A 13672-nucleotide genomic window follows, 5' to 3' on the forward strand; every position below is an offset into this window, starting at 1 on the left:
CTCCTCCCGGGGCACGGCCTCCACCTGCTGACAGTCGTGGGCAAGGCCGAGCGGTCTTGGGCCCAGTCCGTGCTCGTGCCAGCAGGCCAGGGTGCGATCGTAGTAGCCGCCCCCCATGCCGAGCCGGTTGCCCGCCTCATCGAAGGCCACCAGGGGGGTGCAGATGAGATCCAGCATGCTGTGGGGCACCACCTGCAGCACATCGAGCTCAGGCTCGGCGATACCGAAGCGGTTGCGGGTCATGGGGCTGGTGGCGGTGTAGCGCAAAAAGAGCAGGTGGCCCGGGGTGAAGGGGTGCAGCACCGGCAGATAGACCTCCTTTTGCTGGGCCCAGAGCCAGTGAATGGCGGGCAGGGGATCGAGCTCGCCGTCGTTGGCCAGATAGAGGGCGATGCGTCTGGCCGCGAGGATCCCGGGGTCTTCCTGGAAACGGCTGACCAGTTGCTGGGCCGCCGCCTGCTGGTCTGCCTGGCTCAGGCGCCTTCTGCGCTCTCGGACAAGCTGGCGCAGGGAGTGGCGCATATCGGGGTGCTCGGGCTGAAGGTCAGGCATGGGGGCTCCTGTGGTGGTGCGAAAAGGCAGGCTTACCTTAACAAGGGCGCCGGGGGATGAAAAGCGCAGGGGCTTCCCTGTCTCGGCGGGATGACAGACGAGACAGGGCGCGGCCTGATGGCGGCGCCCGAGGGGGGAACGGCGAAGACTCAGGCGACTTGGCGGTTATCGGCGCCGGCGCGTACCTGGTGCTTGATAAAGACCGCAACGAGGGCGGCCAGCCCCAGGGCCATGGGGTAGAAGCTCATGCTCACGACCAGCAGCGGCGAGAGGGCAAATATGGAGCCCAGCAGCAGCGCCTGGGCACCCCAGGGGATGAGCCCCTGTACCACGCAGGAGAAGATGTCCAGCATGGAGGCGGCGCGGCGCGGGGTGACGCCGTGGTGATCCGCGAGATCCCGCGCCACCTTGCTCGCCACTATGATGGCCACGGTATTGTTGGCGGTGCAGAGGTTGGTGAGGCTCACCACCCCGGCGATGCCGAGCTCGGCCGCCTTCTCGTTCTGCTCGCCATCATGATGACGGGTGAAGCGGGCAATCAGGGCGGCGATTCGCTCGCTTATCCAGGCCAGCCCCCCCTGGCGCTCCATCAGGGCGCCGAGGCCGCCGATCAGCATGGAGAGCAGGAAGATCTCCTGCATGCTGGTGAAGCCCTGATAGATGTCCTTGCTGAACTGGCCGAGGGGATAGCCGCCCATCATCCCCACGCCACCGGCGGCGATGATGCCGAGCCCCAGCACCATGAAGACGTTCATGCCCGACAGCGCCAGCACCAGGATGAGCAGATAGGGGGCTACCTTGAGCAGGTCCGCCTCGGCGGCGGGCGCCGGTGCCGCGCCGGTGGAGCCCAGCAGCAGATAGAGCAGGATCACCAGCACGGCGGCGGGGGCGGCAATCTTGACGTTCTCGCGGAACTTGTCCTTCATCTCGCAGCCCTGGCTGCGGGTGGCGGCTATGGTGGTGTCGGAGATGATGGAGAGGTTGTCCCCGAACATGGCGCCGGAGAGGATGGTGCCCGCCATCAGCATCGGATCGATGCCGGCCGCCTGGGCGACGCCCAGCGCCACCGGTGCCACGGCGCCTATGGTGCCCATGGAGGTGCCCATGGCGGTGGCCACGAAGGCGGAGATGAGGAAGAGCCCCGGCAGCAGGCACCAGCCCGGGATCAGGGAGAGGCCGAGCGCGACCGTGGCATCCACCCCGCCGGTGGCCTTGGCCACGGTGGCGAAGGCCCCTGCCAGCAGATAGATGAGGCACATGGCCATGATGTTGCTCTCGCCGACCCCCTTGAAGAAGGTTTCCAGGTTCTTGTTGAACCCCTCGCGCCCCAGCACCAGGGCCAGCATGACGGCGGGCAGGGCGGCGACGGGGGCGGGCAGCTGGTAGAAGGCGAACTCGACCCCCTGCAGGGTCAGCCAGGTACCGGTACCGATGAAGAGAGCAAGAAAGACCAGAAGGGGCAGCAGGGCTCTGGCACTGGGGGGAGTCTGGATCATGTGTTCCTCGAAGCTTGAACAATGACCTCCTGTCGCGGCCTGTGTGGAACCGGGCGGGTTCGGGCACAGGGCGGGCATCCTGCCGTTATGGGGCGCCACAGTAGTGAGTCGGGGCGGTTCGGTCAAGATAGACGTCCGGATGGACAACTCTTTTTCTCTGATGATTCCGCCATATGGATTAAATCTGTTGAATATTCTGTTTTTAATGTGTTTGTCTGTTTATTTGTCGGGGTTGGTTCGGCGGCCACGGCGGGCTTTTCAAAGGGGACGCGGGCTGGTAAAACGGTCTCTTTCCATAATAAAGAGATGAGAGGGTGGAGATGGACAATCCGATCCGTGTGGCCGTGATGGGCTGTAATGGTCGTATGGGCAAGGTGCTGCTGGAGGCTATCGCCAACGCCGAGGGCGTGGTGGTGGGAGCGGCGCTGGAGCGACCGGGCTCTGCCGTGATAGGTCTGGATGCGGGTGAACTCAACGGCCTGGGGCGCCTTGGCGTCATCATCAGCGACAGTCTGGAGAAGGTGAAGGACGAGTTCGATCTCATCATCGACTTCACCCGCCCCGAGGTGACCCTGGCGAACCTCGCCTTTGCACTGGCGCATGGCAAGCAGATGGTGATCGGCACCACCGGCTTTGACGAGGCGGGCAAGGCGGCCCTGCACGAGGCGGGCAAGCAGATCGGCATCGTCTTCGCCTCCAACTACTCGGTCGGGGTCAACCTGGTGTTCAAGCTGTTGGAGCAGGCGGCCAGGGTGATGGGGGAGTACACCGACATCGAGATCATCGAGGGGCACCACAGACACAAGGTGGATGCTCCGTCCGGCACTGCGCTCTCCATGGGGGAAGTGGTGGCGAAAACCCTGGGCCGGGATCTCAAAGAGTGCGCCGTCTATGGCCGTGAGGGGATCACCGGTGAGCGGGATCGCAACACCATCGGCTTTGCCACCATCCGCGCCGGAGATCTGGTAGGGGAGCACACCGTCATGTTCGCCGACATCGGCGAGCGGGTCGAGATCAGCCACAAGGCTTCCAGCCGTCTGACCTTCGCCAACGGTGCAGTGCGGGCGGGCAAGTGGCTCGGCCAGCAAGGGGCCGGTCTCTATGACATGCAGGATGTGCTCGGTCTGAAATAAACCGTCTTCAGGGGGAGTGCAGACTCCCGTACTGGTTGCCAAACCCCGGTCCGCCGGGGTTTTTTGTCACTTTTTTGTAGAAATAAGCCTTAATCATCACTTTTTGAGTGAACCTCGCTAAATCCTGCCATTCTTACAAGCCTGCCACCCTCTTGCGACAAAAATGTCATCAAGGGGTAACGGGTTTGGGTCTCAATATTCCCCTGCGGGGGGCATTTCGCCTTGATGTGAAATAGACTAAAAATGCAATCCAAGAAAAACGTTTTCTATTCTTGGTGTTCACTTTTCTGGCTTTAAATGGTGTTTTTGCTGTTGTGTGGTTTATTTTTTAATTTTCTATCTTGCTGTTTATTAAGTGGTAAATTTTGTTTTTTGTACGTTGCATGGCATCGGGCGCCGCTTTGTTGTCTGTGTTTGGCTTTTCTTTTTGAAGAGGGGGTTGCAAAGCGAGTGAGTGCATAGATAATGGGTAATGTTGCTTGTTTATTGAATTTAGATGCATTTCAAACGAGAAAAGACGTTGAAATGAGATCGTTTTTAAGTAGAATGCGCCCAATTTGCCAGAAATCTGCCGGGTTCGAGTCCTGTCAAAGACCGGAACCGAGCCCGCAACACCCAGGTAAATTGCTGAATTTAAAGCTAAATAACTGGAGGTTGTCTTGAATCACACTGCATTGCTAGTGCTGGAAGATGGAACTGTGTTCAAAGGCGTGTCGATAGGCGCCGAGGGATGTTCCGTTGGTGAAGTGGTTTTCAACACGTCGATGACGGGTTATCAGGAAATCCTCACAGATCCCTCCTATTCCCGTCAGATCGTTACCCTCACTTACCCCCATATAGGCAACACCGGCACCAACAGCGAAGATGAAGAGTCCAGTCAGGTCCATGCTCAGGGCCTCATCATCCGGGACCTTCCGATACTGGCCTCCAACTTCCGCAATCAGCAATCCCTCTCCGATTACCTCAAGTCTCACAACATCGTTGGCATCGCCGACATCGATACCCGCAAGCTGACCCGCATCCTGCGCGAGAAAGGCGCCCAGGCCGGCTGCATCCTGGCCGGCAAGCAGCTCGATGAAGCCCATGCCCTCGAACAGGCCCGCGCCTTCCCCGGCCTCAAGGGGATGGATCTCGCGAAAGAAGTGACCGTGAGCGAATCCTACAGCTGGACCGAAGGTAGCTGGCAGCTCGGCAAGGGGCACGTCACCCCGGCAGAGGGCGACTTCAAGTACCACGTGGTGGCCTACGATTTCGGCGTCAAGCGCAACATACTGCGCATGCTGGTGGACCGCGGCTGTCGCCTGACCGTGGTGCCGGCCAAGACCCCGGCCGCCGAGGTGCTGGCGATGAACCCGGATGGCATCTTCCTCTCCAACGGCCCCGGTGACCCCGAGCCGTGCGACTACGCCATCGACGCCATCAAGGCCTTCCTGGCCACCAACACCCCGGTGTTCGGCATCTGCCTGGGCCACCAGTTGCTGGGTCTGGCCTCCGGCGCCAAGACCGTCAAGATGAAGTTCGGCCACCACGGTGCCAACCACCCGGTGAAGAGCCTGGACGACAACACCGTGATGATCACCGCCCAGAACCACGGCTTTGCAGTGGACGAGCAGACCCTGCCCGAGTGCCTGCGTGCCACCCACGTCTCCTTGTTCGATGGGTCGCTCCAGGGCATCCATCGCACCGACCGTCCGGCCTTCAGCTTCCAGGGTCACCCCGAAGCGAGCCCGGGCCCGCACGATTGTGCCGGTCTGTTCGACCACTTTATTGAATTGATCAAGCAGTATCGCGCCTAAGAGGATAAAGAGAGCCATGCCAAAACGTAACGACCTACAGAGCATCCTGATCCTCGGCGCCGGCCCCATCGTCATCGGTCAGGCCTGCGAATTCGACTACTCCGGCGCCCAGGCGTGCAAGGCCCTGAAAGAAGAGGGCTACCGCGTCATCCTGGTGAACTCCAACCCGGCCACCATCATGACCGACCCGGAGATGGCCGACGCCACCTACATCGAGCCCATCACCTGGGAAGTGGTGCGCGAGATCATCAAGAAAGAGCGCCCGGACGCCATCCTGCCCACCATGGGTGGTCAAACTGCGCTGAACTGCGCCCTGGCGCTGGAGCAGCATGGCGTGCTCAAGGAGTTCGGTGTCGAGATGATCGGCGCCACCGCCGACGCCATCGACAAGGCCGAAGATCGCTCCCGCTTTGACAAGGCCATGCGCAGCATCGGTCTCGAGTGCCCCCGTGCCGGCATCGCCCACAACATGGAAGAGGCCTGGGGCGTGCAGCAGATGGTGGGCTTCCCCTGCATCATCCGTCCTTCCTTTACCATGGGTGGCTCGGGCGGCGGCATCGCCTACAACACCGAAGAGTTCGTGGAGATCTGCGAGCGCGGTCTGGATCTCTCCCCGACCAAGGAGCTGCTCATCGACGAGTCGCTCATCGGCTGGAAAGAGTACGAGATGGAAGTGGTGCGGGATCGCAACGACAACTGCATCATCGTCTGCGCCATCGAAAACTTCGACCCCATGGGCATCCACACCGGTGACTCCATCACGGTCGCGCCAGCCCAGACGCTGACCGACAAGGAGTACCAGATCATGCGCAACGCCTCCATGGCGGTGCTGCGCGAGATCGGTGTCGAGACCGGCGGCTCCAACGTCCAGTTCGGCATCAACCCCAAAGACGGCCGCATGGTCATCATCGAGATGAACCCGCGGGTGTCGCGCTCCTCTGCGCTGGCCTCCAAGGCGACCGGTTTCCCCATCGCCAAGATCGCCGCCAAGCTCGCCATCGGTTACACCCTGGACGAGCTGATGAACGACATCACCGGTGGTCGTACCCCGGCCTCCTTCGAGCCGGCCATCGACTACGTGGTGACCAAGGTGCCGCGCTTCAACTTCGAGAAGTTCGCCGGTGCCAACGACCGTCTGACCACCCAGATGAAATCCGTGGGTGAAGTGATGGCCATCGGCCGCAACTTCCAGGAGTCCCTGCACAAGGCCCTGCGTGGTCTCGAGACCGGCAAGACCGGCTTCGACCCCATGGTTGACCTGAACGCCCCCGACTCCCTGACCCGCATCCGTCACGAGCTGCAGGATGCCGGTGCCGAGCGCATCTTCTACATCGCCGACGCCTTCCGCGCCGGCCTCTCCATGGACGGCGTGTTCAAGCTGACCAAGATTGACCCCTGGTTCCTGGTGCAGATTGAAGAGCTGGTGAAACTGGAAGAGCAGGTGAAAGAGCGCGGCATGGCCGGTCTCGATGCCGACTTCCTGCGCGCCCTCAAGCGCAAAGGCTTTGCCGACGCCCGTCTGGCCAAAATCCTCGGCGTGGCCGAAGGTGAAGTGCGTAAATTGCGTGCTCGCCACAACATCTTCCCGGTCTACAAGCGGGTCGATACCTGCGCGGCCGAGTTCGCCACCAACACCGCCTACATGTACTCCAGCTACGACGAGGAGTGCGAGGCCAACCCCACCAAGCGCGACAAGATCATGGTCATCGGTGGCGGCCCGAACCGTATCGGTCAGGGCATCGAGTTCGACTACTGCTGCGTACACGCGGCCCTGGCCCTGCGCGAAGACGGTTACGAGACCATCATGGTCAACTGCAACCCGGAAACCGTCTCCACCGACTACGATACCTCCGACCGTCTCTACTTCGAGCCGGTCACCCTGGAAGACGTGCTGGAAATCGTGCGAGTCGAGCAGCCCAAGGGCGTCATCGTCCAGTACGGCGGCCAGACTCCGCTGAAACTGGCGCGGGCATTGGAAGCCAACGGCGTGCCGGTCATCGGGACCAGCCCGGATGCCATCGACCGCGCGGAAGATCGCGAGCGCTTCCAGTCCGCCGTCGAGCGCCTGGGGCTCAAGCAGCCGGAAAACGGCACCGTCACCGCCCTGGAGCAGGCCGTGCAACTGGCCACGCGCATCACCTACCCGCTGGTGGTTCGCCCCTCCTACGTGCTGGGTGGCCGCGCCATGGAAATCGTCTATGACGAGCAGGACCTGCGCCGCTACTTCGCCGAGGCAGTGAGCGTCTCCAACGAGTCGCCGGTGCTGCTGGACCGCTTCCTGGACGACGCCACCGAGGTGGACGTGGACGCCATCTGCGACGGTACCGATGTGGTTATCGGCGGCATCATGGAGCACATCGAACAGGCCGGTATCCACTCCGGTGACTCCGCCTGCTCCCTGCCGCCCTACACCCTGTCCAAGGCCATTCAGGACGAGATGCGCGAGCAGGTACGCAAGCTGGCGCTGGAACTCGGCGTGGTCGGTCTGATGAACGTGCAGTTCGCGGTGAAAGACAACGAGATTTACCTCATCGAGGTGAACCCCCGTGCCGCCCGTACCGTGCCGTTTGTCTCCAAGGCCACCGGTGCCCCGCTGGCGAAGATCGCCGCCCGCGTCATGGCCGGTCAGAGCCTGAAGGAGCAGGGCTTTACCCAGGAGATCATCCCGCCCTACTACTCGGTGAAAGAGGTGGTTCTCCCGTTCGCCAAGTTCCCGGGTGTCGACCCGCTGCTGGGGCCGGAGATGCGCTCCACTGGTGAAGTGATGGGCGTGGGCAGCAGCTTTGCCGAGGCCTATGCCAAGGCGCAGCTGGGTGCCGGTCACCAGGTGCCGCGCGAAGGGCGTGCCCTGCTCTCCGTTCGCCACAGCGACAAGGAGCGGGTGGTGAACCTGGCCGCCAAGTTGCTGGAGCTGGGCTATGACCTCGACGCCACCCACGGCACTGCGGTGACCTTGGGGGAGGCGAGCATCAACCCGCGCCTGGTCAACAAGGTGCACGAGGGCCGTCCGCACATTCTGGATCGCATCAAGAATGGCGAGTACACCTACATCGTCAACACCGCCGAGGGTCGTCAGGCCATCGAGGACTCCAAGCAGCTGCGTCGCGGCGCCCTGCAGCACAAGGTGGCCTACACCACCACGCTGCACGCCGCCTTCGCCACCTGCATGGCCATCAGCGTCGATGCCACCGCCAACGTGAGCTCGGTGCAGGAGCTGCACGAGAAGGTGAACAACCGCTAAGCGTGCCGGCAGCACGCTGCCCGTCCGATGCACGCAAACCCCGCCAGCGATGGCGGGGTTTTTTTTATTGTCCGCGCCCGGCCACTCCCGGTGGGGGCGCCAGCAAGGAAGATGGGTGAGATGGCGAATAATCCATCAGGGGTGGTGATACTCACCCCTTTATTGGAGATTCACTGCATCAATATTGCTGAATTGGCATGGCTGGGTGCAATCTTCGCAATCTCTCGCCCCCACGACCTCCCTATACTGGGTGCTCATACAAACAAGGTCGTCTGCGCCGACACACCAAAAGGTGGCGTGCGAGAGGATCAGCGCCCGCAGCCCGATCCGGCTGCCGTGGCCGGCCCCGGTGACCGACGGGGGCCGCAGGAAAACCGGTCGCGGGGTTACCGCCGCGCGACTCGTCAGGGACGGTGTTACCGCACCAACCCGCTTCCCCTCCTTGCCCCACCCGCCTGTCGGCCCGGTCGTCCGGTGCCTCGCCCATCCGTCAAGGGAATCTGAATATGAGCTTCGATCATCGCAAATACCGCCGTGCCCCCGTGATCAACCTGGCGGATCGCCAGTGGCCCAACCGGGTACTGGAGCGGGCACCGCTCTGGTGCGCCGTGGACCTGCGCGATGGCAACCAGGCGCTGGTCGAGCCCATGACGGTGGCCCAGAAGCTGCAAATGTGGGCGCTGATGACCCACATCGGTTTCAAGCACATCGAGGTGGGCTTCCCGGCGGCCTCCCAGCCCGACTTCGATTTTGTGCGCGAACTCATCGAGCGCAACCTCATCCCCGATGACGTCACCATCCAGGTGCTGGTGCAGGCACGCGAAGATCTGATCGCCCGCACCTTCGAGGCCCTCAAGGGGGCGAAACGGGCCATCGTTCACGTCTACAACTCGGTCAACCCGACCCAGCGCAACTATGTGTTCAACTCAGGCAAGGACGGGGTCAAGGCTATCGCCGTGCAGGGGGCGCGCTGGGTGCGGGAGTATGCGGCCCGCAATCCGGGCACCGAGTGGAGTTTCCAGTATTCTCCGGAGAGCTTCAGCAGCACCGAGGTGGAGTTCGCCGTCGAGGTGTGTGACGCCGTCATCGACGAGTGGCGCGCCGCTGCCCGTCCCATGATCCTGAACCTGCCCGCCACGGTGGAGGTGAGCACCCCCAACGTGTTTGCGGATCAGGTGGAGTGGTTCTGCCGACACCTCAAGGCGCGACCCGAGGTGAGCATCTCCATCCACACCCACAACGACAGAGGCTGCGGGGTGGCCGCCGCCGAGCTGGCGGTGCTGGCGGGGGCGGATCGCATCGAGGGCACCCTGCTCGGCAACGGGGAGCGCACCGGCAACATGGACATCGTCACCATGGCCATGAACCTCTACAGCCAGGGGATTGACCCCGAGCTGGACCTGTCCGACATGGATGCCATCGTCGCCACCGTGGGGGCCTGCACCCAGATTGCCCTGCACCCGCGCCACCCTTATGCCGGCGAGCTGGTCTACACGGCGTTTTCCGGCAGCCACCAGGACGCCATCCGCAAGTCTCTCGCGGCAGAAAAACCGGATCACTACTGGGACGTGGCTTACCTGCCCATCGATCCTGCCGATCTCGGTCGTAGCTACGAGGCGGTGATCCGCATCAACAGCCAGTCCGGCAAGGGAGGGGTGACCTATCTGCTGGAGCGTGACCTCGGTCTGCAACTGCCGCGCTGGCTGCAAATCGACTTCAGCCGCCGGGTTCAAGCCGAGGCTGAGGCGAGCAGCAGCGAAATCAGCCCGGAGCAGATCCGCACCCTGTTCGAGCAGCACTATCTTGAGCCTGCCCACGGCTATCGCATCGGGCGCTTCCAGCTCGGTCATGACAGTCAGGAGAGCCTGCGCCTGGAGTTGCAGACCCCCCACGGCACCCTGCAATTGTGTGGTGAAGGGGAGGGTGCCATCACGGCCCTGGTCAACGGCTGGCAGCGTCAGACCGGCATGCACATCGATGTGCTGGATTACTCCGAGCATGCGCTCACCGCCGGCACCGAATCCCGCGCCGCCGCTTATGTGCTGCTGAGCGTCGAGGGCACCCGGATGTGTGGCGTCGCCGTCGGTCGCGACGTGGTCAACGCCTCCCTGCAGGCGGTGATCAACGGCGCCGCCCAGCATCAGGCCCTGCGCCAGAGCGCCTGAGGCGGCACTGCCCGCCTGCCGTGAGGGCGAGCAGGGAAGTGCCGCCCACTCCGATGTCACGGCAGATCGCGCCGTCCCTGTTGCAACAATCCCCTGACCCATATGGTGAGGGGATTGTTTTTTATGGAAAAATCGGCCCACAATATCAGTGATTTGCCACCAGGAATGCCGTCGGGGTTCGCTGGCGATGGCAGCCAATGGCTGCCATTCGGGATAGAAGACATGCGCGCTTGGAGCCCAAAACATGATGAAGACTCCCCTCAGGTTATCCGTTCACCCCGCCCGGTTCTTCTCGCTTCCTCCCTGCCGTCGTCTCGCGCTGGTGAGCCTGCCCTGTCTGCTGCTGCTGACGGGGATCCTGGCCGGGGTCAGCTTTGATCCCCTGGCGGAGCACAACCTCTATACCGTCGGGGCTCTGGCCGAAGCGCTCAACGTGCTGACCCTGCTGTTCATGTTCTGGGTGGTGCAGTGTGCCCAGATCACCTTGAGAACCTATCTCTCCCTCACCGGCGGGCTGACCCTCTGGCTCGTCTCCGGCGTCATCGATCTGATGGATGAGGCCTATTTCCAGCCCTGGTGGCTCTCCACGGTGGAAGATAGCCTGCGCACGATCGGCATGCTGGCCTCGGCCTGGGGTGTGCTGCTGATGGTGCAGCAGATGTATGGCACCCAGATGCGGCTCTCCTCCCTCGCCATGTCAGACGAGCTGACCGGGCTCTCCAATCGCCGGGCGTTTCGCGCCGTGCTGGAGGCTCACGGAGAGGAGGGGACGCCGTTCCTGCTGCTGGATCTCGATCACTTCAAGCTGATCAACGATCGCTATGGCCACGCCATCGGCGACAATGTACTTCGTGAATTCAGCACCCTGCTGCGCCAGCTCTGCCCATTGGATGGGGTGGTGGCACGCCTTGGGGGAGAGGAGTTTGCCATCTGGCTGCCCGGCATGACGGGCGACAAGGCCCGTGCGCTGGCGGAGCAGATAAGGTGCGCGACCGAAGAGCTGGTCTCAGGTGACGGGGTAAGATTCACCGTGAGCCTTGCCCTGGGTATCAGCCAGAGCGGGGAGGGGGTGGATGCCCTGCTCCAGCGCACCGATCTCGCCCTCTATCAGGCCAAGCACCTGGGACGCAACCGGGTGGAGCTGGCGTGATGACGCCAGGGAATGCCGCAGCCAGCGGGCCAGCCGGTTCATCCGCCTTCATCTTGTCAGACTTGTTCCCTACAATGTCCGCCTCCATGCATTCGAGCCCTCTCATTCGCGATGAGGGGCAGGTCCCGCTCTTCAGGAAGCCTTCATGATCCCCTCTCACTCCTTGTTTGATGCCCATTGGCGCTGGCTGTCACTGCTTTCCCTTGCCCTGCTGTCGGGTTGTGCCAGCGAGCCTCCCGCCCCGACCAGCCCGGCGACGCCGGCGGGGCGCCCCATTCCCAAGGCGATGCAGCCGCAAAAACCGGCCGACATGAAGAGTCGCATCGTGCGCTTCCTGCCGCGCAGCGTGGTGGACAAGCCAGGCTGGGCCAATGACGTGGTGACGGCGCTCACCACCCAGGGGCTGACGGTGAGCGATCACAACGTCTGCAGCGTGCTGGCGGTGGCGGAGCAGGAGGCGACCTATCAGGCGGACCCCGTGGTGCCCAACCTCAACAAGATTGCCTGGAAGGAGATCAATGCCCGGGCCGGCAAGCTGCTCATCCCCGAGTTCATGGTGCGCACGGCCCTCTCCATCCAATCCCCCACCGGCAAGAGCTATGCCGAGCGCATCGACAAACTTCGCACCGAGCGGGAGATGAGCGAGATCTTCGAAGACATGACAGGCAGCGTCCCCATGGGCAAGCAGCTCTTTGGCAATCTCAACCCGGTACGCACCGGCGGCCCCATGCAGGTGAGCGTCGCCTTTGCTGAGGCCAACGCCCGTGGCTACCCCTATCCCGTGAAGGAGTCCATTCGCCACGAGGTGTTTACTCGTCGCGGCGGCATCTGGTTTGGCACCAAACACATCTTCGGCTATCCCGCGGACTACCCGGATACCCTCTATCGCTTCGCCGACTTCAATGCGGGCTGGTACGCGAGCCGCAATGCGGCCTTCCAGGCGGCGGTAAGCCGGGTGAGTGGCAAGCCCCTGGCCCTGGATGGGGATCTCATCCGCTACGACTCGGATCTGCCCGGCAAGACCGAACTCGCGGTCCACAGCGTCGCCAGCCGCGTCAACATGAGCAAGCAGGCCATTCACCAGAGCCTGAAGCTGGGGGACAGCAGCGACTTTGCCAAAAGCGATCTCTACCACAGGGTCTTCGCCCTGGCCGACAAACAGGCCGGGACACGGCAACCCCGCGCCATCTTGCCCGGTATCCAGCTAAAGAGCCCCAAGATCACCCGCAATCTCACCACCGCCTGGTTTGCCAAGCGGGTGGATGAGCGCGAGCAGCGCTGCGTGCAGAAGATGGCAACGATCCGCTGATTTGCTGAAATAACAAAGGCGGCCAATTGGCCGCCTTTGTTTTATGCCTCCGTCGTTCAGCCTTCCCATCTACTTCATCAGCGCTCTGGTCCCCCTGCATGTGGGGAATTCATGGCATCCCCAGAACGGTTTTCCCTTGTTGTCACCTCTACCGGCAGTGCGCAATACCATGGTGCTGCCACATCTGGGGCAGATCGGGGGTGGATTGTCCGGTGGCGATACGCTCTGTGAGGGTGGGTTTGCAACTGATTGCCTGACAGGTTCGCGGGTGGAAACATGGTTGGCGGATGGGTCGGCATGACGAGTCTTGAGCTGGGTGACATGCTGTCTGTGAGTCTGCCAGTTGGCGGCAAGTCGCCCTTGTTGAATGGTGTCGACAACGTGAGCGACCTCGCTCTCGGCCAATACCGGCGTGGTTATACCCTTGACGTAGCGAATGAGCCCGCGGTTCATCACGTTCTGCGGCATAGGGGTCTTGAAGGTGCAGTCGCCGATAAAGAAGATGACGGAGTGAAGCTGGTTGTCTGAGAGCCCCAGCAGGGATTTGAGGGTCATCATGTGCAGGTGGTTCTGATGCAGCGGGTTCTGGAAGCTGTGCTTGCGGCGATAGATCTGCTGGGTCCAGCTTTTCTGGGTCGGGTTGCCGAATATCCAGCCCTTCATGTTCTTGGTCTCAATCACGAACCTGATTACCCATGACCCTCAGCCAGCTTCAAGAGCCGATATGGCATCGGAGGGCTTGCCACGACTGCATGCCCCAATTCAACCAACATGCTCTTGAGGTCAAAACGATGATTAAACCGGAAGCAGTATTCCGCAAGATGCCTTGG

At 62.3% G+C, this 13672-nt stretch carries 8 protein-coding genes and 2 pseudogenes; 6 read left to right on the forward strand and 4 right to left on the reverse strand.

What is annotated here, in order from left to right; genetic code table 11:
• Positions 1 to 552, reverse strand: a 552-nt coding sequence (locus J9892_RS18840; RefSeq protein WP_210538711.1) for a 5-formyltetrahydrofolate cyclo-ligase, incomplete at its 3' end; no start/stop codon positions are given.
• 149 nt (positions 553 to 701) lie between these two features.
• Positions 702 to 2048, reverse strand: a complete 1347-nt coding sequence (locus J9892_RS18845) for a Na+/H+ antiporter NhaC family protein (RefSeq protein WP_201872117.1) — start codon at positions 2046 to 2048, stop codon at positions 702 to 704.
• A gap of 320 nt (positions 2049 to 2368) precedes the next feature.
• Here J9892_RS18845 and dapB point away from each other — a divergent pair, with 320 nt between their 5' ends.
• From dapB to J9892_RS18875, 6 genes are all read left to right on the forward strand, one after another.
• Positions 2369 to 3181: a 4-hydroxy-tetrahydrodipicolinate reductase gene (gene dapB, locus J9892_RS18850; protein WP_010675190.1), complete on the forward strand. Its 813-nt coding sequence runs from the start codon at positions 2369 to 2371 to the stop codon at positions 3179 to 3181.
• 659 nt (positions 3182 to 3840) lie between these two features.
• A complete protein-coding gene (carA, locus tag J9892_RS18855) occupies positions 3841 to 4977 on the forward strand; it encodes a glutamine-hydrolyzing carbamoyl-phosphate synthase small subunit (RefSeq protein WP_119197574.1) in 1137 nt (378 codons plus the stop codon).
• Positions 4978 to 4993: 16 nt separating this feature from the next.
• Positions 4994 to 8218, forward strand: coding sequence for a carbamoyl-phosphate synthase large subunit (carB, locus tag J9892_RS18860; protein ID WP_210538712.1), 3225 nt, complete (start codon positions 4994 to 4996; stop codon positions 8216 to 8218).
• 506 nt (positions 8219 to 8724) lie between these two features.
• Positions 8725 to 10383 (forward strand): 2-isopropylmalate synthase, encoded by a 1659-nt coding sequence (leuA, locus tag J9892_RS18865; protein WP_041213099.1) that lies wholly within the window; start codon positions 8725 to 8727, stop codon positions 10381 to 10383.
• Between the two features lie 244 nt (positions 10384 to 10627).
• On the forward strand, positions 10628 to 11533 hold the full coding sequence (locus tag J9892_RS18870; protein WP_210538713.1) for a GGDEF domain-containing protein: 906 nt from the start codon (positions 10628 to 10630) through the stop codon (positions 11531 to 11533).
• A 145-nt stretch (positions 11534 to 11678) separates the two neighbouring features.
• Positions 11679 to 12842 (forward strand): DUF1615 domain-containing protein, encoded by a 1164-nt coding sequence (locus J9892_RS18875; RefSeq protein WP_181023077.1) that lies wholly within the window; start codon positions 11679 to 11681, stop codon positions 12840 to 12842.
• 69 nt (positions 12843 to 12911) lie between these two features.
• On the opposite strand, the pseudogene J9892_RS18880 reads toward J9892_RS18875, so the two are convergent.
• Both J9892_RS18880 and J9892_RS18885 read right to left on the reverse strand, forming a co-directional pair.
• A pseudogene (locus J9892_RS18880) lies at positions 12912 to 13526 on the reverse strand (nuclease-related domain-containing protein); the annotation flags it as partial.
• A 5-nt stretch (positions 13527 to 13531) separates the two neighbouring features.
• Positions 13532 to 13672, reverse strand: a pseudogene (locus J9892_RS18885) (IS1595 family transposase); the annotation flags it as partial.

This window comes from Aeromonas sp. Prich7-2, assembly GCF_017939255.1.
Lineage (GTDB): Bacteria > Pseudomonadota > Gammaproteobacteria > Enterobacterales > Aeromonadaceae > Aeromonas > Aeromonas caviae.

Bases quoted from the DNA above. Each gene is read 5' to 3' on its own strand.
- dapB (WP_010675190.1), top strand. From the start codon at position 2,369: ATGGACAATCCGATCCGTGTGGCCGTGATGGGCTGTAATGGTCGTATG.
- leuA (WP_041213099.1), top strand. From the start codon at position 8,725: ATGAGCTTCGATCATCGCAAATACCGCCGTGCCCCCGTGATCAACCTG.
- J9892_RS18875 (WP_181023077.1), top strand. From the start codon at position 11,679: ATGATCCCCTCTCACTCCTTGTTTGATGCCCATTGGCGCTGGCTGTCA.
- carB (WP_210538712.1), top strand. From the start codon at position 4,994: ATGCCAAAACGTAACGACCTACAGAGCATCCTGATCCTCGGCGCCGGC.
- J9892_RS18845 (WP_201872117.1), bottom strand. From the start codon at position 2,048: ATGATCCAGACTCCCCCCAGTGCCAGAGCCCTGCTGCCCCTTCTGGTC.
- J9892_RS18870 (WP_210538713.1), top strand. From the start codon at position 10,628: ATGATGAAGACTCCCCTCAGGTTATCCGTTCACCCCGCCCGGTTCTTC.